This is a genomic window from Croceicoccus naphthovorans, from assembly GCF_001028705.1.
GTDB classification, from domain to species: Bacteria; Pseudomonadota; Alphaproteobacteria; order Sphingomonadales; family Sphingomonadaceae; genus Croceicoccus; species Croceicoccus naphthovorans.
Genome location: NZ_CP011770.1, coordinates 482,684 through 503,199, shown reverse-complemented (window position 1 = coordinate 503,199; position 20,516 = coordinate 482,684). Strand labels below are relative to the sequence as shown.

At 58.2% G+C, this 20,516-nt stretch carries 18 protein-coding genes; 13 read left to right on the top strand and 5 right to left on the bottom strand.

What is annotated here, in order from left to right; all coding sequences use genetic code 11:
- The first annotated feature begins 319 nt into the window (after window positions 1–319).
- From AB433_RS02520 to AB433_RS02505, 4 genes are all read left to right on the top strand, one after another.
- Complete coding sequence (locus AB433_RS02520) at window positions 320–1,864, top strand: phospholipase D family protein (RefSeq protein WP_047819786.1); 1,545 nt, start codon at window positions 320–322, stop codon at window positions 1,862–1,864.
- A gap of 54 nt (window positions 1,865–1,918) precedes the next feature.
- Window positions 1,919–2,638, top strand: a complete 720-nt coding sequence (locus AB433_RS02515; RefSeq protein WP_047819785.1) for a GNAT family N-acetyltransferase — start codon at window positions 1,919–1,921, stop codon at window positions 2,636–2,638.
- Window positions 2,639–2,791: 153 nt separating this feature from the next.
- Window positions 2,792–3,754 (top strand): magnesium/cobalt transporter CorA, encoded by a 963-nt coding sequence (corA, locus tag AB433_RS02510; RefSeq protein WP_047819784.1) that lies wholly within the window; start codon window positions 2,792–2,794, stop codon window positions 3,752–3,754.
- A gap of 394 nt (window positions 3,755–4,148) precedes the next feature.
- Window positions 4,149–4,451: a hypothetical protein gene (locus AB433_RS02505; protein ID WP_047819783.1), complete on the top strand. Its 303-nt coding sequence runs from the start codon at window positions 4,149–4,151 to the stop codon at window positions 4,449–4,451.
- Between the two features lie 455 nt (window positions 4,452–4,906).
- Here the strand turns inward: AB433_RS02505 and AB433_RS20975 are convergent, their stop codons facing one another.
- Window positions 4,907–5,203 carry a hypothetical protein gene (locus tag AB433_RS20975; protein ID WP_047819782.1) on the bottom strand — a complete coding sequence of 99 codons (297 nt, stop codon included), beginning with the start codon at window positions 5,201–5,203 and terminating at the stop codon, window positions 4,907–4,909.
- A gap of 411 nt (window positions 5,204–5,614) precedes the next feature.
- Here AB433_RS20975 and AB433_RS20970 point away from each other — a divergent pair, with 411 nt between their 5' ends.
- Window positions 5,615–5,833, top strand: a complete 219-nt coding sequence (locus AB433_RS20970; protein WP_047819781.1) for a hypothetical protein — start codon at window positions 5,615–5,617, stop codon at window positions 5,831–5,833.
- 313 nt (window positions 5,834–6,146) lie between these two features.
- On the top strand, window positions 6,147–7,244 hold the full coding sequence (locus AB433_RS02490) for a mechanosensitive ion channel family protein (RefSeq protein WP_047819780.1): 1,098 nt from the start codon (window positions 6,147–6,149) through the stop codon (window positions 7,242–7,244).
- A 55-nt stretch (window positions 7,245–7,299) separates the two neighbouring features.
- On the opposite strand, the gene AB433_RS02485 is transcribed toward AB433_RS02490, so the two are convergent.
- Together AB433_RS02485 and AB433_RS02480 are read right to left on the bottom strand one after the other, a co-directional pair.
- Window positions 7,300–7,977: a potassium channel family protein gene (locus AB433_RS02485; RefSeq protein WP_047819779.1), complete on the bottom strand. Its 678-nt coding sequence runs from the start codon at window positions 7,975–7,977 to the stop codon at window positions 7,300–7,302.
- Entirely contained in the window at window positions 7,970–9,322 is a 1,353-nt protein-coding gene (locus tag AB433_RS02480) for a TrkH family potassium uptake protein (RefSeq protein WP_245626564.1), read from the bottom strand. The genes AB433_RS02485 and AB433_RS02480 overlap by 8 nt, the downstream gene beginning before the upstream one ends.
- 406 nt (window positions 9,323–9,728) lie before the next feature.
- Here AB433_RS02480 and AB433_RS02475 point away from each other — a divergent pair, with 406 nt between their 5' ends.
- Window positions 9,729–10,535, top strand: a complete 807-nt coding sequence (locus AB433_RS02475; protein ID WP_047819778.1) for a class II glutamine amidotransferase — start codon at window positions 9,729–9,731, stop codon at window positions 10,533–10,535.
- A gap of 26 nt (window positions 10,536–10,561) precedes the next feature.
- On the opposite strand, the gene AB433_RS02470 is transcribed toward AB433_RS02475, so the two are convergent.
- On the bottom strand, window positions 10,562–12,064 hold the full coding sequence (locus AB433_RS02470; protein ID WP_082134760.1) for an FMN-binding glutamate synthase family protein: 1,503 nt from the start codon (window positions 12,062–12,064) through the stop codon (window positions 10,562–10,564).
- A 91-nt stretch (window positions 12,065–12,155) separates the two neighbouring features.
- On the opposite strand from AB433_RS02470, the gene tnpA reads away from it, so the two are divergent.
- From tnpA to AB433_RS02450, 4 genes are all read left to right on the top strand, one after another.
- Window positions 12,156–12,521 carry an IS66-like element accessory protein TnpA gene (gene tnpA / locus AB433_RS02465; protein WP_047819777.1) on the top strand — a complete coding sequence of 122 codons (366 nt, stop codon included), beginning with the start codon at window positions 12,156–12,158 and terminating at the stop codon, window positions 12,519–12,521.
- Window positions 12,518–12,859, top strand: coding sequence for an IS66 family insertion sequence element accessory protein TnpB (tnpB, locus tag AB433_RS02460; RefSeq protein ID WP_047819776.1), 342 nt, complete (start codon window positions 12,518–12,520; stop codon window positions 12,857–12,859). Before tnpA ends, tnpB begins: the two co-directional genes overlap by 4 nt.
- A 73-nt stretch (window positions 12,860–12,932) precedes the next feature.
- Window positions 12,933–14,582, top strand: coding sequence for an IS66 family transposase (tnpC, locus tag AB433_RS02455; protein ID WP_047823140.1), 1,650 nt, complete (start codon window positions 12,933–12,935; stop codon window positions 14,580–14,582).
- Window positions 14,579–15,217, top strand: coding sequence for a plasmid pRiA4b ORF-3 family protein (locus tag AB433_RS02450; protein WP_245626563.1), 639 nt, complete (start codon window positions 14,579–14,581; stop codon window positions 15,215–15,217). Before tnpC ends, AB433_RS02450 begins: the two co-directional genes overlap by 4 nt.
- Window positions 15,218–15,466: 249 nt before the next feature.
- On the opposite strand, the gene AB433_RS02445 is transcribed toward AB433_RS02450, so the two are convergent.
- The gene (locus AB433_RS02445; protein ID WP_245626562.1) at window positions 15,467–15,994 is read right to left on the bottom strand and encodes a TetR/AcrR family transcriptional regulator; all 528 of its coding nucleotides are present in this window, start codon (window positions 15,992–15,994) and stop codon (window positions 15,467–15,469) included.
- Window positions 15,995–16,173: 179 nt separating this feature from the next.
- Here AB433_RS02445 and AB433_RS02440 point away from each other — a divergent pair, with 179 nt between their 5' ends.
- Window positions 16,174–17,322, top strand: a complete 1,149-nt coding sequence (locus AB433_RS02440; RefSeq protein ID WP_047819774.1) for an efflux RND transporter periplasmic adaptor subunit — start codon at window positions 16,174–16,176, stop codon at window positions 17,320–17,322.
- 3 nt (window positions 17,323–17,325) lie between these two features.
- Window positions 17,326–20,514, top strand: coding sequence for an efflux RND transporter permease subunit (locus AB433_RS02435; RefSeq protein ID WP_047819773.1), 3,189 nt, complete (start codon window positions 17,326–17,328; stop codon window positions 20,512–20,514).
- Window positions 20,515–20,516: the final 2 nt, after the last annotated feature.

Here is a 20,516-nt window from a genome sequence, read left to right as displayed (position 1 = left end):
CGCGACCAGTTTCTTTCCGAAGGACAACGGCATCAATCTCACCCTCAAGTTTTTTGCATCCTACCACGCACATGCTTCGATTTTAACGTTATCAATCAACTAGTCGGATGAACCCTCTTGCGTAGAGAATCTGGCATCCAACGCTCCCCATGGGTAAAAGCATGGTTGACCTGACATTTCTCTTGTCAAGAAGCGTGCTTCACGAAAACGTGGCGTATGCCTTGCCACCTGCAATGGAATAACGCCCATCGCGGCATGGAACCATGTCTGGGAATCAATGCGATCAATAGTCAACTCATCACGATCGGGTGCAAGACGGATGATTAGCTTCATTCTGATGCTGATCATCCTGAGCACAATGTTGATCGTTGCCCTCAAGATCGCCAATCCGCTGCCTTCCCGTTCTGTGCTCCCAGACGATCCGCCCCGCGCCCCAGGTAGTGGCAGCCTGCACAAACAGGTCGCAGAATTTGCAGAAGGCCGCGATGGCGAAACCGCGCTGTTCATGCTGACCGATGGAATTGATGCGTTCGCCATGCGCCTTGCGATGGCGCAACGAGCAGAGCGCACGATCGATGCCCAATATTACATCTGGGAAGATGACTTGTCCGGGCGAATACTCTTGGCGGCGATCGTGGCTGCAGCAGATCGCGGCGTTCGCGTCCGTCTGCTGATCGATGACAATCCGACGGCGGGCCTCGATCCGATGTGGGCAGGGATAGTTGCACACCCCAACATCGCGGTCCGCCTTTTCAATCCGCTGGTCATTCGCAATGCCAGACCGCTCAACTACCTGTTCGACTTTTCTCGCCTGAACCGGCGCATGCACAACAAATCCTTCACCATTGATGCGGCAGCAACCGTTGTCGGCGGTCGCAATGTCGGTGATGCATATTTTGGTGCGAAGGACGATGGCCTGTTCATCGATGTCGATGCCCTGGCCATTGGCGACGTTGTCGACGAGGTATCAAGCGAGTTCGAAGAATACTGGGCAAGCGAATCTGCCTATCCTGCCGAAAGCATTCTGGCGACAGAAGGCGCGCGGTCGCTCGCGAAACTGCGACAGCCAGTCTATCCCGACCAGGAAAAGGCAACCGCATATCGAGAAGCTGCCTCCGCAGCGCTTACAACGCTCCAGCTCGACGATCCGGTCGATGCCTTTGTATGGGCACCAGTCCGCCTGGTTTACGACAGCCCGACGAAGGGTCTGGGTAAGGCAAAGCGAGAATCGCTTTTGGCAGTGCAAATTGCACCGCTGTTCAAAAGTGCCCAGAGAAAGCTCGATCTTGTCTCAGGCTATTTCGTTCCGGGAGACCAAGGCACGAAATTACTGACTGATCTCGCTCGGCGCGGCGTGAAGATGCGTATCGCGACCAACAGTATCCAGGTGACAGACGTACCCGTCGTCCATGCCGGATACGTTCCCTACCGTCCTGTCCTGCTGGCGGCAGGAGCCAATCTGTACGAGGCCCGGCCCCTGACCGACAGTGATGGCAGAGCGCGAAGCCTCGGTCAGACCAGGTTCAGCGGAGGCGGCGAGAGCGTTCATGCGAAGACATTCCAAATCGACGAACGCATCTTTTTCGTTGGTTCGTTCAATTTCGACCCGCGCAGTGCCCTGCTGAATTGCGAAATGGGACTCGTGATCGATTCCTCGCAACTCGCCAAAGGTCTGGCCGATGTCCTGGACCGCCGGCTTTCCGAGTCTGCTTACGAAGTCACGCTCGACGGCGACACGCGGCTTGCATGGCACGGTGAAATCAACGGACAGAACCATATCTGGCACAAGGAACCCGGCACCACCGCGGTTGGCAGAGCGACCGTGTCGTTCCTGTCAAAGTTGCCCATTCACTGGATGCTGTAACGGCGGAGTGCCAAACCTTCCCATCCACTGCAATTCCCCGCTATTCGATCACGCATGATGACTGCGAACACCTGCATTTGGGACTATCAAGTTCTTACCTCCGACCAGCCGGGCTTCGGTGACGCCTGCGAGATCATTGCTCGATTGTTCGCCGAAAGAGAACGCGAGTTCGGTTTCAGTAGCGAGATTGCCAGACCTTTCATTGCGACGGAAACCGTCCTCTCCGACCCTGCCAGCGCGCTTGCGCCGGTCATCGAGGGGGGCAGGCCAATGACCATCCTGACGACATGGTCGGACCTGCTCACACCGGTTCTTGAAAAGGCGGGTTTCCATTTTCGTCCCATCGACTGGCCGGCAGGCCCCTTCAACTGTGGTGTCTTTTCGCGAGATGGTTCCGGGCAACAGACCTATGTTGAGCTCGTGAACGAAGAGGCTCCGGAAATTGCTCCCTCCCACGTCCTGATCGCGAAAGATGCGAACGGATTTGTCGGCGGCACAATTGCCACGGTCCGTGAAGATGCGGCGTGGCTTTCCGTAATGTGCGTGTGCCCAGGTTCGCCTGCAGGAACTGGCACGAGCATCTGGAATGCCCTGGCCGACGATCTTGAAAGTCGAGGGATACGGCGTCTCGACCTGGGCACCCAGACGGCGGAACGTTTCTACTCACGATGCGGCATGAGGGTTACTGACAGGCTGATTTCACGCCTGCGCTGGCGATCCGCCCCTGAAGGCATTGTGTGGAACGATCTGGTCATGATGACGATCGATCTTTAAGCGACCGGACACGCGTCAGGCCGAGCCCCCTGCGCCAAGATGACTGTTCAGGTGCATCGAGCCATTCCTTTGGCTCATGCTGATCCTCAACACTCATCCCCTACAAATCAAACTACTGGCCGAAGCGGATCAGTGTGTATAACCGGATCCACCATGACGATCATCGCGGCGTACTCCTATCTTGACGGTCGACGACACCGCGAAATCAATCTTGCTTCCCCCGTTTCAGATGGGCCGGACGAGTTTGAATGGATCGGTCTCTTCGAGCCAACCGCAGAAGAATTGCAGACGGTCGCAGAACGGTATGGTCTGCACGCCTTGGCTGTAGAGGACGCTCGGTCTTTGGCGGGGCTGCCAAAACTCGAAGTCTATGGTCGGCACCTGTTTCTGAAGGCACGAACCGTCACGCTGGCCGAAAATCAGATCAATTTTGGCCTGACTTCGTTTTTCGTTGCGGAGAACTTCATCGTCACAGTGCGCCTTGGTTCGAGCGAGGGCCATGCTCTCCTGCGCGAGCGGATCGAAGAAGACGCAGCCTTGCTGGCACAAGGGCCAGACTACGTCCTTCACGCAGTGCTCGATCTTATCATTGACGGTTATTTCCCGCCGCTGGACCGGATCGGCGAGAAGCTCGATCATTTCGAGGAAGAGGCAGTCGATGGCGGTCTGGACCGCGACCACACGAAAGAGGTGTTCTCGCTACGCCGGCAGTTGCTCCGCTTGCAACGGCAGCTGGTCCCGATGGAAGAGGTCTGCGCCAAGCTGGCCCATCTCGACCTCCCGGCAATCGGCCAGGACATGCGGCCCTATTTTCGCGACGTGACCGATCATGTTCGTCGCGCGGAAACGATGACGCGGTTGCAGCGCGAAGTGCTCGCGTCGGTGATGGAAACCAGCGCGCTCATCGAGCAGCAGAACCAGAACGCAATTACACGGCAACTGGCGGCATGGGCGGCCATTCTGGCAGTACCGACCGCCATTGCAGGCATCTACGGAATGAACTTCGAATCCATGCCGGAACTGAAAAGCCCCTGGGGATATCCGGCAATCCTGCTCCTGATCTTTATGGTCAGCACAGGACTATGGCTTCGCTTTCGGCGACTGGGCTGGTTGTAATGCTTGCGACGGCACCTTGCCGTTTATCAAAAGCGCTGTGGGCGTTTGTAGCGTTCACGCTTTTGCTGCTCAGCGTGCAGTCGGTCCGGCTCGAATTGCCGGAGACGGCGGGGAACGCGTGGCCAACCGTATCCCAGCCTGATTGCCTGCTTTCACCGGTACGGACTGAGCTCTCGTGTCAGCTGATCCCGCTCCCCAAGGGACTGGACCCGAAACCGATCCAGCTTGCAGCCTATGCACCGCCTGACGACGCTGGACCTCCGGATAGAACGGGGATCAAGACAGGCTGGTCGGAACCTGAACGTTTGCGGCCACCGCTACGAGGTCCGCCAAGGGCTTGAGAATTTGATGGGCCGTCTGGCCCGAATATCCATTCTCACTCAGGATTACATAAATGACAGAAGATAAAACGCCCCCGGAAGGGGGCAACACTGCCCGTGCGCGCGCGGAACATCTCCTCGCACTTTATCCGGATCTGACTGAAGAAGAACTCAGCGAACTTATCGGACTGTTTCGGCGGAAATTGGCCGCAATCGACCAGGCGCTGATTGCCAGTGACGATATTCTGGCACCCAACTACCAGCGACTCAAGACAGAGCACCTCAGCAAGCTGACGCCAAGGGACATACTCCATGCCTGCATTGTAGCAGCCGGCATCGTCGGACCCGTCGTGGCGTTCGTCTACTTCTACAGCTGATGATCCAAACGGGTGGGAGTGAACTGACAAATCGCTTCCACCCGGCAGACCGCACCTAGACAAGCTCTCCAACGAACACGACCAAACCGCAGACAAGCACGATGGCCCCGGCGAAATTCCGAACGCGATCGACGACCCGAACCTTCCGCGGTCTTTTCTGTGCGATCAGCAGAGCTCCGATCAGAAGCAGTGCGAGCGAAAGGACCAGCATCTATATCTGGCTCGATGCCGGATCGTTCAAATGGTTCACTCATCACCTCCGGATAGCTGCCTGGGGCCTAACGTCTCACCCTGATCCATGCTCACTGATGCCTTTGTCAAAGTCGCCCATGGCTGCGGAAATCCATCCGCGTCCGAAAAGTGAGAGGCTCATTGCAATGACTCAAATAGTTATGGCTGTATCCGAACAAGGCATACGCGCCACGTGAATTTACGAAGTTCCGATTTCACCTATGTCATGCGGCAATAGCGACGGCGAATATGACGTCGAAACCTACAAGAACCGCTACGACCAAGCATGCTGCCTTTCCAGCAGAGAAAGGCCCAGTGATGTTGTCCCAAAGGCGAAACAAAGCCAGCCAACAGCCACATGCAATCCCGATTGCAAGGAACATCGAAGCATGGGCATCCTCGGTTGCGAGGGCGACAGCGACGCTGAGAATGATGTTCACGCAGTAGATCGCCAGCGCAGTCCCAACCTGCCAAAGAACAAGTCGCAAACGATCAGGGCACATGGCCAGGCCATCGTCCATTGACCGAAGGTAGAGCAAGGATCACTCCGGCAACCGCTCGCTGTTCCCCGACTGATTTTTCTTACGCTCGCGACGTATGTGGCTGGGGCGGCGGAGGCTCATGTCCGACAACCTGCCGATATAGGGCCATCGCCGCTTGACCCGCACATATGTCCGCTTTGCCACCCGAATGTGTCGAAGTGTAAAACCAAGTCCTACGGCAAAGACGACTACCCCACCAGGTCCCGGCAGCAAACCAATGACCGGCGAAAGAATGATCAGCGCAGGACCAAGAACGACCAGGTGGAGGCGACTACCCTTGCTGCGTTGATCCGGGGTACGCCCCGGTGTGTCGGACATCGCGGGAACCCGGAGCGTTTGTGCGGTGTGATATCACTGCCGATTTCGACGGCCAATCTCCCTCTCAGGACGATGGCCGTCGATGGCAATTGCGAACTTAGTTTTACTCGGTCGCTGCAGGTGCTGCCGCTGCAGGGTCTGCAGCCGGAGTCTCGGCTCCTTCAGGTGCTGTCGCATCAGTCGCTGCGTCGACCGGAGCTACCACCGCCGGTTCAGCAGGTGCTTCAACGACAGGTGCTGCTTCGGTCGGTTCCGAAACGGGTGCTTCGGCTTCTTGCTGGCAACCGCTAATTGCGAGAGCAGCGGAAGTGAGGATCAAAGTCAGTGCAACTTTCTTCATTTGCGTAGTCCTCTTGGCCCAACGCTCACAGCGAGCGAGGCAGGGCTAAATACGTGGTATCGCCATACGCTGTCCATATTCTTGCCACGTCGTTGACCGCAAATCTTTGATCGCAGCAGTCTGAATGCGGCAACTCTACATCGGGGAATCGCTGGACATACGGCGCGGAAACTCGCTCTGCTTTCAAGATTCATTGACGGAAAGGAGGGGAGCTCGGCAAAAGGGTTTGAGATCAAACCCTTCCCCTAACAATCAGGACAATCAATGCCGCACTGGTCCGAAATCGATTTTGTTGCTCTGCTAACGGCTGTGGGCATCGCCGCACTCATCTTCAGTGTTCTCCTGGGCCTGCGTGCAGGTATTCGCAGATTCGCCAGCCACATCGAAAAGAAGATGGCGTGGCCGGTGATGATCGATCATGTGGCTCGCAAGACCGGTCTCTGGTTTCTTGCTGCGGTCGCAGTCCAGGCAACCGTCGGCTATACGAATGTCTCCACCGACCTGAAGCAGGCAGTCCATGCCCTGTTTGTCATAGCATTCGTTCTGCAGGCCGCAATTTGGTCGCGGGCTCTGATTATCAGTCTTGTCGAACATCGCGCAGCAGGCACTGGGAGCGATGAGAGCAACCTGACCAGCGCCATAGGCCTGATAAGGCTCCTCGTTTCAGTTGGCGTCTTTACAATCGCCGGCATTCTCATACTCGACAATTTGGGCGTGAACGTCACGGGGCTGGTTGCAGGCCTGGGCATCGGCGGTATCGCCATCGGCCTTGCGGCACAGGGCATATTTTCCGACCTCTTTGCCGCGCTATCGATCATCTTCGACAAGCCATTTCGCGTCGGAGACGTCATCACCTACACCGGAACAGAAGGGCCGGTGACAGGGACGGTCGAAGAGATCGGCCTCAAATCGACCCGGGTTCGCTCCCTTACCGGAGAATTGCGAGTGATCGGCAATGCCCAACTTCTTGCTCAGGAAGTTTCCAACTATGCCGGTCGCAATCTCTTTCGGCTGCATCTCGTTGCCGGTGTGACCTACCAGACGCCGCCCGATGTCGCGGATTCCATTCCAGGCTTGATGCAGGATCTCGCGGAAAAGGCAGGTCACCGCTTCATTCGATCGAATTTTACCGGTTTTGGCGCGAGTTCGATCGATTTCGAACTCTATTTCGAAGCTGACGTCGACAATGTTGCCGAAGCACAAGCTGCCTATCAAAGAGTTGCAATGAACCTGCTTCGCGCATTCCATGAGCGCAAAATCGAATTCGCCTATCCAACGCAGACCAATTTTACCGCTGCACCGGATGGAAGCATCATCATGCCGTATCCGACCGAAACGGTGAGCGAGAGAAGCCATTCATGAGCAAAGCGCGTCGTGTGACCATGACCCGCTGAAACAAGGTCGCATCCAGCGCAAATCATTCCAGCGCAGCGAATGCCTCGCATTTGTCGTTGCTACCAGCGACGATCAACAGGTCATGTGCCTGCACAACGATATCTTCCGTAATGTGGCGGAACGGCCCATCCTGCGGCTTGACCCCGATGACTGCAACGCCAAATTTGGACATCGTATCTACAATGCCCAACAGGCTACCCACAAGCGCCTCCGGTGCCTTGGTCTTGATGATCGAGAAATCTTCGTCGAACTCGATATGATCGATCATTTTGCCAGTGACGAGCCGCGCAACACGATTGCCCATGCGCTCTTCGGGATAGACCACATTATGTGCGCCCACCCGTTCGAGGATGCGACCATGCGTCTTGTCTATTGCCTTCGCCCAGATCTGCGGAATTTCGAGATCGGTGAGACCCATCACCGTTAAAATACTGGCTTCCACATCACTGCCGATACCAACGACAACGCGCTGAAAATCCGCGAGACCTATCTGGCGCAGTGTGTCGATATCGGTCGTGTCCGCCTGAAGCACATGCGGCAGTTCGGCTGCGCAAGCCTGAATGCGCTTTTCCTCGCAATCAATCGCCAGCACATCATGCCCCATTCGCAGCAGGGAATGCGCGACCGCGGATCCAAAGCGCCCAAGGCCGATCACAGCAACAGTCGCGGGCGAGAACTTGTTTTTGGGTTTTCTAGCCAACAATGGGTTGTTCCTCCGGATAGCGGAATTTCGTAGCGCGTGTGTTCAATGCCAAGGCTGTTGCGAAAGTGATCGTCCCGACGCGACCAACGAACATGAGCACGATGAGCAACAATTGCGAAGGGATGGAGAGATCGGCTGTGATGCCGGTCGACAAGCCGACCGTGGCAAATGCCGATATAGTCTCAAACAGGATGAAGCGAAATTCGATATCCGGTTCGATCCAGGAGACAAGCAGGGTCACGAGACCGACCAGTGCGATGGCAATCAGCACAACAGAAAGGGCCTGACGAACGACCTGTGATCCCACGCGCCGACTGAAGATTGTGGTCTCTGCGTGGCCACGAATTTCCGACCAGACCACGAAACCAAGCAAAGCAAAGGTCGTGACCTTCAAGCCTCCCGCAGTTCCCGCGCTTCCCCCGCCGATCATCATGAAGAGATAATTGATCGCCAGGGTCTGGTCGGCAAAAGCGCCGACATCGACCGCGTTGAATCCGGCCGTGCGCATGGTTACCGAATGGAAAAGCGCGTTCAAAAGCCCATCTGCGAAGGACATTCCGCCGAGTGTCTCCGGATTGTTCCATTCCGCGGCAAGAAGCAGCACCGTTCCGCTAACGGTCAGTGCCAGCGTAACCGACAGTGTTATCCGGCTGTGCAGCGACCACTGACGGCGGCGCATTTCGGTTTTCCTGCGAGTCCAAAGCTCATGCAGGACGGGAAAGCCTATACCGCCAATAACAATAGCTGCCATCACCGGGCCAAGTATGAGTCCGTCGCCCTGCCAACTCATCAAACTGTCTGAAAATGTCGAGAAGCCCGCATTGTTGAAGGCGGATATGGAATGGAAAATTCCATGCCAGGCAGCCTCGCCGGCTCCCATTCCATACCCGATCCACCAACGTAGCCACAGAAGCAGAGCCACCACCGCCTCGATCGCGATGCTGACAATGAAGACCAGTTTCATCAGGCTGCCTGCCTCGGACCGGTTAAGATGGCCATGTTCGGTCAGCGCAATGGCTCGGCCCGACAGACTCAACTGGCGACCAGCAACAAGGCCGAGCAGTGTCGCCGCCGTCATGATGCCCAGCCCGCCGAACTGGAACAGCAACATGATGATCACCTGTCCGAAGGCAGACCAATAAACCGGCGTATCCACGGTGATGAGCCCGGTCACGCATACGGCCGATGTCGCCGTGAACAAGGCAGTGATGAAATCGGCACCTTCCCCACCGGAGGTTGAGAAAGGGAGCATGAGCAACATGGTGCCAAGAAAAATTGCCGCAAGAAACGCCGCAGGGACCACACGTGTGGGGTGCATTAGATCTTTCACTTCGAGCGGCACCCTTGCGGCAGCGGTCAGTTACTGGCCAGTCCACACAACCCGGGAAGCAGCCTCCCATGTCTTTGAAGCATCCAGCCAAAATCGGCAAGGATAGCGACAACGCCCGGCAAGCTCGACAATTTGCGCTTGCCAAGATTTGTTCAATGGATCGAAGAACGTCAAATATCGAGTACAAGGCAATACAAGCATGCCTGCTTTTACTCCGCCACACTGGCTTGGAATCCAACTCTCGTGGACGGTCGTTATCGCGCCGACGATCCTTGGCAACGAGCTTTTTGGTGATGGCGGTGACCGGCAAAGACGCCAGCGACAGCGACGTGATTGCCCGATTGCTCCAGTCCGGTCATGTCGTGAGATATAGAACAGGCCCCACGATAGCGAGCGCGTTGAGCGAAGGCAGAACACGATGTGCGAACTCTTTGCCATGAACAGTGCCGGCGTTGCGAAAGTCACCGCCGATCTCGACGCCTTTGCCCGCGAAGGTGGTGAACGCAATCTCAACCGGGATGGCTGGGGCATCGTGTTTGCGGAGCAACGCGATGCGCACGTCTTTCGGGAAGCGGCTCCTGCCGCCAATAGCGCGCTGGCGAAAATGGTGTTCGAACGCGAATTCGCCTCAAGCGATCTGATTGCTCATGTTCGGCGGGCCTCGCAGGGGAACCCTCTGCTAGCGAACACCCATCCTTTCACGCGCGTGCGCGGCGGGATGGCGCTTCATTTTGCCCATAATGGCGATCTGGACGGCATCGCGCACCTTGCCGAAGCTGAATCCTTGCTGGAAGAGCGGATCGGAGACACCGATTCCGAACTGGCTTTTCTGATCCTGCTTCGGCGGCTTGATGGTTCAGGTCAGGACGACACAATGCGCTTCGACCTGTTCGCGGGGTTCTGTGCTGATATGCGTGAACTGGGCACTGCCAATTTCCTGTTTTACGACGGTCGCAGTCTGTTCATCCATGCGGACCGACGTCGGAGTGAAACGCCAGAAGGCACAATTTCCGAACCACGTGAACCGGGTTTGGTGATGCGGCATTTCGGCGATTGCGACGATATAGGTCATTGGCACGGCAAGGGGCCACGGATCAGGAACATGCCGCCACGCACCCGTCTGTTCGCCAGCGTGCCGTTGGATGATGACGAATGGGAACCCTTGCCGCGAGGGACAGCGATGATGCTGCGTGATGGCGCAGTGCTGGGCCGAACGATCGCGTAGCGCTTCCGGGATCGAGTCGACCGATCCTATCTGACGCGCGCCCGCACGCTTGCCAGATCGGTTGCGGGACGGAAATTGTCGGCGCGGGCCGCCGCCCACCAGTCAGCGTAAATTGTGTCATTGGGGGCATCCAGCAGGATGCCCTTGGGCAGGAAGGTGTGGATCCTGTCCATGGGTTCGGCCTTTTCAGGGCCTGTGCGATGCATGATGTGGTGCGGTTCAAGCTCCTGCGGGTGAGCAAAGCCCGCTCCGGCCACAATATCAGCCAAGGCCGCCAGCGTCTTTCGATGGAATCGCGCCGCGCGTTCGCCCTGCACTTCGGGTACGAGGCCGCGCTGACGGCCAGGCTCCTGAGACGTGACGCCGGTGGGGCATGTGCCCAGGTGGCAGCGCTGGGCCTGAATGCAGCCGATCGAAAGCATGAAGGCACGCGCCGCGTTGCACCAGTCCGCTCCTTGAGCGATGTTGAGGGCAAGGCCCATCCCTGAATAGACTTTGCCGCTGGCGGCCAGACGTACTTCCTCCTTCAAGCCGGCCCCAACCAATGCATTACGCATCAATACGAGACCTTCGGACAGCGGCATCCCCACCCAGTCCGACAATTCCAGCGGTGCAGCGCCAGTACCTCCTTCGCCGCCATCCACCACGATAAAATCGGGTCTGATGCCGGTTTCCAGCATCGCCTTGACCATGGCGAATGGTTCGTGTGGCTGACCGATACACAGTTTCAGGCCGACAGGCTTGCCGCCAGAAAGGTCACGCATCTTTGCGGCAAATTCCATCATTTCGATCGGCGTTGAAAACGCCTTGTGGCCGCGCGGCGAAAGGCAATCCTGGTGCGCCGGAACCCCGCGGATCGCGGCAATCTCACTGGTGACCTTGGCGGCGGGGAGCAAACCGCCATGTCCCGGCTTTGCACCTTGGCTCAGCTTTATCTCGGTCATTTTGACCTGGTCATGGGCGGCCTTGTCGCGGAACTGTTCCGGATCGAAAGTGCCGTCTTTCGCGCGCGCGCCGAAATAGCCCGAACCCAGTTCCCAGACGATATCGCCGCCATTTTCCAGATGATACTGGCTCAACCCGCCTTCGCCGGTGTCATGATAGAAGCGGCCCAGCTTCGCGCCCAGGTTCAGCGCGCGCACCGCATTGGCTGACAGAGCGCCGAAGCTCATCGCCGAAATGTTCAGGATCGAAGCCGAATAGGGCTGCTTCGTCTGGCTATTGCCAACCACAATGCGCGGATCGGTATCGGGCGTATCACATGGTGAGATCGAATGACTGACCCAGTGATAGTCGGCCGTCTCGACATCGCGCTCGGTGCCGAATGGATGCGTGTCGGTAATTCCCCTCGCGCGGGCGTGAACAAGGTTTCTTGCTTCGAACGAATATGGCGTGCCGGTCAGATCGTCCTCGACGATGTAGGCGCGCAGATAGGGGCGAAGTTCATAGGCGAGCGCACGAATATGGCCGGCTATCGGAAAGTTGCGGGTGACGGTCCAGCCCCTCTGGAACCAGTCATGCAGGCCCAACAGAGCGTACCCATCCGGTGAGGCCCGCCTTGTCTGGCGAGTGAACGACCGGTCTTAAGAGCGCTCGTATGAGCGAGCTTAGGAGCGGAGCATGGGTCAGATCACGTTGATGACGGGGCCGGAGCGTCGGCGGCGTTGGAGCGAGGAGGAGCGGCTTGAGATTCTCGCCGAGGCCTTTGCGCCGGGCGCCTGCGTTGCCGATGTATCCCGGCGGCGGGACGTTTCGACCAGCCTGATCTACACATGGCGTCGCAAATTGCGCGAACAGTCGGCAGCTGCGTCCTTGCCGGTACCGGAGATGACTTTCGCCCAGGCCGTGCTCGCCGATGACGAGCAGCCTGCCGATCATGATCCGTGCGCCGCGATCACGGTCGATCTTTGCAATGGTCGGCAAGTGCGCATCTCCTCGTCTGCACCTGCTACGCTGGTTTCGGCGGCATTGAAGGCGCTGCGATGATCCCATCGGGCGCGAGGGTCTGGATCGCGATGGGCCACACGGACATGCGCAAGGGCATGCAGGGGTTGGCCTTGCAGGTTCAGCAGGGCCTGAAGCGCGATCCGCATGGCGGCGACCTGTTCGTGTTCCGAGGGCGGACGGGATCGCTGATCAAGATCATCTGGCACGACGGCATCGGCATGTCGCTCTATGCCAAACGGCTCGAGAAGGGTCGCTTCGTCTGGCCCACGGCTCGGGAAGGCATCGTCTCGCTGACCAATGCCCAATTGTCCTGCCTGCTGGAGGGGATCGACTGGCGTAACCCGCAATACTCCTGGCGTCCGCAAAGCGCCGGATAGGGGCTGCATTTTCTTCGTTGGCTGGCGCATTTTGAGCTTTGACCGAAGGCCGATCTGTGATTCCATGCCGCTTATGGACACGGTCGCATCGCCCCTGCCGGACGACGTTGAAGCGCTTAAGGCGCTGCTGGCCGCCGCGCTCTCGCGCGCCGATGATGCCGAGGCCCGCCTTGCCAAGGCCAGAGCCCGCGAGAGTGCGATCGAGGCAATGATCGCTCACCTCAAATTGCAGATCGCCAGGCTGCGGCGCGAGCAATATGGTGCCAGCGCCGAACGCAGCTGCCGCCTGATCGACCAGCTGGAATTGCAGCTTGAAGATCTCGAGGCCGATGCCTGCGAGAATGATTGCGCTGCCGAAGCCGCTGCGGCGAAGACGAGCGAGGTCGCCGCGTTCGAACGCAAGCGCCCGAGCCGCAAGCCGTTCCCCGAACATCTGCCCCGCGAACGCATCGTCATTCCCGCGCCCTGTTCGTGCCCGTCCTGCGGCGGCGCGCGCCTGTCGAAGCTGGGAGAGGATATCACCGAGACGCTGGAAGTAATCCCGCGCCAGTGGAAGGTGATCCGGACGGTGCGAGAGAAGTTCTCCTGCCGGGATTGCGAGACGATTACGCAGCCCCCGGCGCCGTTCCATGTCGTGCCGCGCGGATGGGCCGGACCCAGCTTCCTCGCCATGCTATTGTTCGAGAAGTACGGTCAGCACCAGCCCCTCAACCGGCAGGCCGAGCGCTTCGCCCGCGAAGGCGTAGCGCTCAGCACCTCGACCCTGGCCGACCAGGTCGGTGCCGCCGCCTTCGCACTCATGCCGCTCTACCGGCGGATCGAAGCCCATGTGCTGGATGCAGCCCGGATCCATGGCGACGATACGACCGTGCCGGTCATGGCGAAGGGCAAGACCGATACGGCGCGCCTGTGGGTCTATGTGCGCGATGACCGGCCCTTCGCCGGTTCCGATCCGCCCGCAGCCTTGTTCCACTATTCCCGCGATCGGCGCGGTGAGCATCCACGGGCGCATCTGGCGTCCTGGGCAGGGATCCTGCAGGCCGATGCCTATGGCGGCTACAACGAGCTTTACGCGCCCGGTCGTCAGCCGGCGCCCGTGATCGAGGCGGGCTGCTTCGCGCATGCACGCCGCAAATTCTTCGAACTGGCCGATGTTGAGGGGGCCGCACGCAGGAGGAGCCGCGGCGAACGCACCGGCATGATCTACCCGATTGCGCTGGAAGCCGTGCAGCGCCTCGATGCCCTGTTCGAGATCGAGCGCGGCATTAATGGCAAGACGTCAGCCGAGCGCGTTGCACTCCGGCAGGAACGCAGCGCGCCGCTGATGGCGGATTTGCACGCCTGGCTCGCCGCGCAGCTCGCGAAGCTGTCGCGCAGCCACGATCTGGCCAAGGCCATCAACTATATGCTCCGGCGCTGGGATGCCTTCACCCGCTTCCTCGATGATGGCCGGATCTGCATCACGAACAACGCCGCCGAGCGGTCGCTGCGCTGTGTACCGCTTGGCCGCAAGGCATGGCTGTTCTGCGGTTCTGACCGCGGCGGACAGCGTGCCGCCGTGCTCTACACGCTGATCCAGACGGCCCGGCTCAACGAAGTCGATCCGCAGGCGTGGCTGGCCGACGTCCTCGAGCGCATCGCCGGACATCCTGCCCACCGGATCGACGAACTGCTGCCCTGGAACTGGCGTGCGAACGCAGGAGTGCTATCGCAGGCGGCATGACCGCTCGATCCATGCACAGGCCCACGGCCATCGACAGCTTCACGCAAATCGCCACGCTGCGCATCGACCTCAAGGACAGCGATCCGCCGATCTGGCGGCAGGTCGAGGTGCCGACCTCGATCACCCTCAAGGTGTTGCATGACATCGTCCAGGCCGCGATGGGATGGTTCGACTATCATCTCTGGGAGATGATGATCGACGGCCAGGCATACGGTATCCCGATGGATGACGACTGGGGCACTCCGCCGCCCAAAAATGCCTCGCGGGTTCGTCTGCGTGATGTCCTTTCCCCGGGCACCACCACGATCGCCTATTCCTACGACTTTGGTGACGACTGGCAGCACACGCTGACCCTGAGTGATGTTCGCCAGGGCGACCCGGCCATAGCCTACCCGCGCTTCATCATCGGCGAGCGCAATTGCCCGCCCGAAGATTGCGGCGGGATTAGCGGCTTCTACGAAGTGCTCGATGCCAGGTCCGATCCCACGCACGAGGAACATGCTGACATCTGCCGATGGCTCGACGATTACGACCCGGAGGAACTGGATATCTTCCCCATCCAGGTCGCCCTCGGCCGTATCGCCGCCAAACGCAACGCCGCCGCAAAGCGCATCATCTCGAAAAAGGGCTCCTAGCCATCACGCTGCGGTCCTCACCGGATGGGTACAACAGAGCAAGGCCTCCGCAGGGAACAGCCAGCCACCACCAGTGCATCCAGATCGCGACGCCGGCAAGCAGCGCAAATGCAAAGACGAGTATCAGACGTTTGAAGGTGTCGAACATCACGGTTTGGGTACGACAGCGATGATCCAATATCCATCAAGAAATCGGCGCTGTTAGCACTCGACTTGTTGTTCGCTCGCTAAGCCGGGCAGAACGATTCGTTAGATACCCTCCAGAGCCATCGTAATCATAAGAGCACTCTGACGGGCTGTTTGAGCGGCACCGAGCTTAGGTCTGGATATGTTGCGATGCGCGAGGCCCAACAGGCAACACAACGCCAATTCTGCTGCACCTTCGACTTCTTCGTCAGACAGCCTGTTGTTTGCGGTTCGTATGAATGCGCGAAAGTAATCGCGGAACCGTTGGCACGATTCGTCGATGATCTTACCCACTCGCGCATTGCGGAACCCTTCGGCGAGGATATCGAATGCCAACGCTTCTCGATTCTCTTCAATTGTTCTTTGAAAGAGCTCCTCGAAAGTCTGCCTGACCGTAAGTGCTTCATCGCGCAACCGCTCCCGGAGGTTTTCGAACTCCGTCAGCTTGCGATCAAAATCGGCGGAAACGATCGCCTCGATTATCTCGTCCTTACTCTTGAACGCCCGGTAGATCAGCCCGACCGACATGTCAGCTTCTGCAGCGAGTTCCGACATTGATGTTTGGTGAAATCCATTTTCACCAAAGAGCATTCCTTGCGGAATGCAGAATGCGATCCCTGCTGGACGCCTTTTGCTGCACGGCACACATTTGCCCTTCTCCTCCCATTTGGATTTGGACTTGCACTCGCAATCGTCAAAATCTAACGCCCCCCTTATGTGAATGAATATTCACTCTCATATTTATATGCGATGAAATTGGAAAGGGCACCATGCAAAATGTCATAGCAGACAGGATTATTGCTTGCGTCCTGGCCATCACGCTTGCCGGCTGCGGTCAGCAGGGGAGAGAGGATCCGCCGCCCCCAACTGTAGGTGTGGTTACCCTCAGCGCGGGATCAGCTGAATTGGTCAGCGAATTGCCCGGGCGTGTTTCTGCACGGGAAACCGCCGATGTCCGTCCGCAGATTTCCGGTGTCATCCGTCGCCGACTGTTCGAAGAAGGCAGTTATGTCCGAGCAGGTCAGGTGCTTTATGAGATCGAGGACGCACCATATCGCGCCGCCGTCGCACAAGCGGAAGGCGCACTCGCTATCGCCCAAGCCGCGATAAATGCGACTTCTTCGCAAGCGGACCGCTATAAGGAGCTTGTCGCCATCAATGCCGTCAGCAAGCAACAATATGACGATGCATCAGCGGCGGCAGCGCAGGCACGCGCCAATGTCGCGGCACAGCGAGGTGCGTTGCGCGCGGCGCAGGTAAACCAGAATTTTACACGTATTCGCGCTCCGATATCCGGTCATATCGGCCGCTCACTGATCACGCCCGGTGCTCTTGTTTCGGCGGCCCAAGCAAACCCGTTGGCGACGATCCAGCGAACAGATTCAGTCTATGTCGACGTCACCCAGTCCGCAGCGCAGCTCATTGACCTTAAACAGTCACTATCTGCTGGCGATCTCAACGAAGGCAAAGGCCCACAGATCGAGCTTACTCTTCCCAACGGCACGATCTATCCCATCGAGGGGCGACTTCAATTTTCGGATGTCACTGTCGATCCCGATTCCGGCTCGGTGATCCTGCGCGCCGCCTTTCCCAATCCGGAAGGCCTGCTGCTTCCCGGAATGTATGTTCGCGCAAGGCTGGTCGAAGGCCTGCGAGACAACGTCATCCTTGCACCTCAGCAAGGTATTTCCCGCGATCCACGCGGACGCGGAACCGCGATGGTGGTTGGCAAGGACAACAAGGTCGAAGTCCGCCTGGTCGAAACAGATCGCGTCGTAGGCGACAAATGGATTGTGACAGGTGGGCTCAAACCTGGTGACAAGCTCATCATCGAAGGGCTGATGAATCTGCGTCCCGGCACGGTCGTAAACCCGGAAAAGCCCCAGCAAGTGACGGCCCACGCGAGCGGGGCGAAGTAGGATATGTCACGCTTTTTTATCGACAGACCCATCTTCGCATGGGTTCTCGCCATTATATTGATGCTTGCAGGCGCGCTCGCACTTCGCTCGCTCGCAGTCGCCCAGTTTCCATCTATCGCTCCTCCAACCGTGCAGATTGTCGGCAGCTATCCGGGTGCCAACGCGGAAACGCTCGAAAACACGACTACGAAGGTCATCGAGCAACAGCTCAAGGGCATCGACAACTTGCGATATTTCGCGTCTTCAAGCGACGGCGCGGGTAACCTTACTGTCACGTTGACTTTCGAGCAGGGCACCGACCCTGACATCGCGCAAGTGCAGGTTCAGAACAAGCTGGCACAGGCCACTCCAATGCTGCCTCAAGAGGTTCAGCAATTGGGCCTTCGCGTGACAAAGTCGACCTCGACGTTTCTCATGATCGTAGGCATTTATGCTGACGACGGCATCCATGATCAGATGGATGCGGGCGATTTCATTGCGTCCTCCCTGCAGGATCCGATCAGCCGCATATCCGGCGTAGGCGATACCCAGTTGCTGGGCGCGCAATATGCGATGCGTATCTGGCTTGATCCCTACAAGATGGCGAACCTCGGCATAACCACAACCGATGTTGTGAATGCGATCAGGGCACAGAACGCCCAGGTATCCGCAGGCCAGATCGGCGGCGCACCATCTCCTGAAGGGCAAGCGCTGAATGCCGCGATTACCGCCCAGTCTCGCTTGCGGACAGTCGATGAATTTCGCGAGATCATGTTGCGGAACAACAGCGACGGCTCGGTTGTATATCTCTCCGATGTCGCGCGTATCAGTTTGGGCGTTGAGAATTATGGATTCAGCGCAAAGTTCAATGGCCACCCGGCTGCCGGCCTCGGCATAAAACTGGCGCCCGGTGCCAATGCCCTCGACACGGTGGCTGCTGTCAAGGAAGAGATAGGGGTTCTGTCAAAAGACTTCCCTGTCTGGGTGAAATACCAGTTCCCAGTCGACAATTCGACCTTTGTCGCGCTTTCGGTCGAGCAAGTGGTCAGCACTCTGATCGAAGCCGTCGTCCTCGTCTTCCTCGTCATGTTCCTCTTTCTACAGAACTGGCGAGCAACCCTCATACCGACAATTGCTATTCCAGTCGTTCTCCTGGGATCGATCGCGATCCTTGCGATAGCAGGCTTCACGATCAACACCCTCACCTTGTTCGGTATGGTCCTGGCCATTGGCCTGTTGGTCGATGATGCCATCGTCGTTGTCGAAAATGTCGAAAGACTCATTCACACTGAAAATCTGAGCCCGAAAGAGGCGGCAAGGCAATCGATGGACGAGATCAGCGGCGCGCTGGTCGGTATTGGCCTGGTTTTGTCGGCGGTGTTTCTGCCCATGGCGTTCTTCGATGGCTCCACTGGCGTCATATTCCGGCAGTTTTCGATCACGATTGCGTCTTCCATGGCGCTTTCCGTTCTGGTTGCCCTGATCCTGACACCAGCCCTCTGCGCCACCATTCTGAAGCCTGCACCTGATGACCACGCTCGCGAAGCAGAAGAGACGACCGCGGTTACCCGTCTTCTCAATCGCTTCTTCGGTAAGTTCAACGCCGCCTTCGATCGTGGTGTTGACCGATACGGGACCATGCTGGGCAAGATCGAGCGTCGCTGGGGCCGCACAATGTCTGTCTATGCCGTGATCGTGGTCGGCATGGGCCTCATCTTCATGCAGCTGCCAGGCGGCTTCCTGCCCGACGAGGATCAGGGAACAATTATCAATCAGGTCTCATTGCCCGCCGGTTCGACCATTGCGGAAACAAATCGCGCACTTGACCGGTTACGCGATCACTATCGCAAAGACGAAAAGGACAATGTCGCAAATGTCTTCACGCTCGCGGGCTTCGGGTTCGCCGGTCAAGGCCAGAACGTCGGCATCGCGTTTGTCGACATGAAGCCCTGGTCAGAACGGCCTGGCGCAGAGAATACGGTCGCCGCAGTAGCGCAACGCGCCAATCAGGCCTTCCAGAAGATCTCGGCCGGGATGGTCATCGCGTTCGTGCCGCCCGCAGTCCAGGAACTGGGTAATGCATCCGGCTTCGATGTGCAGCTTGTGGATCGTGGCGATCTCGGTCACGAGAAACTCACCCAGATACGAAATCAGTTTCTTGGCATGGCTGCCACAGATCCACGCCTGGTGCAGGTGCGGCCCAACGGCCTTGAGGACACCGCACAGCTAAAGCTTGACGTCGACCGGGCGGCAGCAGGTGCATTCGGGGTTTCACAATCAGACATCAACGCGACAATCAGCACGGCGATGGGCGGCAGCTACGTCAATGATTTCATCGATCGAGACCGCGTGAAAAAAGTATACGTGCAGGCGGACGAGCAATTTCGGTCCGCCCCCGATTCCATTGGCGCCTTTCATGTGCGTGGAGGCAATGGCGCAATGGCACCCATTTCATCCTTCGCGACAACCGAGTGGACCCAGGGCCCGGCAAAGCTGGAACGGTTCAATGGCCAGTCGTCGATGCAAATCATGGGTGCCCCCGCACCTGGAGTATCGACAGGCGAAGCGATGAAGGCGGTCGAAGAGATTGCGGCTAGATTGCCTGCGGGCGTGGACATCGAATGGAGCGGAATTTCTTACGAGGAAATGACCTCCGGCGGTCAGGCTCCGGCAGTATACGCCTTGTCGATGCTGATCGTGTTTTTGTGCCTTGCCGCACTCTATGAAAGCTGGTCCGTGCCTGTAGCGGTAATGCTTGTTGTCCCTCTGGGGGTGTTCGGCGCGGTGATTGCAGCAACACTGGCTGGACTGAACAACGATATCTACCTTCAGGTGGGTATCATCACAACAATCGGGGTGTCCGCCAAGAATGCGATCCTGATCGTCGAGTTTGCCGAAGAAAAGATGCGCGAAGGATTGTCACCGATCCAGGCGGCCCTTGAAGCAGGCAAGCTGCGCCTGCGTCCAATCCTCATGACAAGTCTGGCCTTCACGTTCGGCGTGCTGCCGCTCGCACTATCTACTGGTGCGGGCGCGGGCGGACAGAACGCGATTGGCTGGGCTGTGGTGGGCGGCATGGTCTCCGCAACAGTGCTGGCTGTCTTCTTCGTTCCCTTGTTCTTCACCGTGGTAAAACGGCTGTTCCGTCGGAAATACGAAGAACACATTGCAGATCTTGACGGTGCTGGCCCGGCCACGCCGCAGGAGGCCTGACC

Coding starts and splice junctions, on each gene's coding strand:
- AB433_RS02520 (WP_047819786.1), top strand. CDS start 320: ATGATTAGCTTCATTCTGATGCTGATCATCCTGAGCACAATGTTGATC.
- AB433_RS02515 (WP_047819785.1), top strand. CDS start 1,919: ATGATGACTGCGAACACCTGCATTTGGGACTATCAAGTTCTTACCTCC.
- corA (WP_047819784.1), top strand. CDS start 2,792: ATGACGATCATCGCGGCGTACTCCTATCTTGACGGTCGACGACACCGC.
- AB433_RS02505 (WP_047819783.1), top strand. CDS start 4,149: ATGACAGAAGATAAAACGCCCCCGGAAGGGGGCAACACTGCCCGTGCG.
- AB433_RS20975 (WP_047819782.1), bottom strand. CDS start 5,203: ATGGACGATGGCCTGGCCATGTGCCCTGATCGTTTGCGACTTGTTCTT.
- AB433_RS20970 (WP_047819781.1), top strand. CDS start 5,615: ATGGCCGTCGATGGCAATTGCGAACTTAGTTTTACTCGGTCGCTGCAG.
- AB433_RS02490 (WP_047819780.1), top strand. CDS start 6,147: ATGCCGCACTGGTCCGAAATCGATTTTGTTGCTCTGCTAACGGCTGTG.
- AB433_RS02475 (WP_047819778.1), top strand. CDS start 9,729: ATGTGCGAACTCTTTGCCATGAACAGTGCCGGCGTTGCGAAAGTCACC.
- tnpA (WP_047819777.1), top strand. CDS start 12,156: ATGGGTCAGATCACGTTGATGACGGGGCCGGAGCGTCGGCGGCGTTGG.
- tnpB (WP_047819776.1), top strand. CDS start 12,518: ATGATCCCATCGGGCGCGAGGGTCTGGATCGCGATGGGCCACACGGAC.
- tnpC (WP_047823140.1), top strand. CDS start 12,933: ATGGACACGGTCGCATCGCCCCTGCCGGACGACGTTGAAGCGCTTAAG.
- AB433_RS02450 (WP_245626563.1), top strand. CDS start 14,579: ATGACCGCTCGATCCATGCACAGGCCCACGGCCATCGACAGCTTCACG.
- AB433_RS02445 (WP_245626562.1), bottom strand. CDS start 15,994: ATGCTCTTTGGTGAAAATGGATTTCACCAAACATCAATGTCGGAACTC.
- AB433_RS02440 (WP_047819774.1), top strand. CDS start 16,174: ATGCAAAATGTCATAGCAGACAGGATTATTGCTTGCGTCCTGGCCATC.
- AB433_RS02435 (WP_047819773.1), top strand. CDS start 17,326: ATGTCACGCTTTTTTATCGACAGACCCATCTTCGCATGGGTTCTCGCC.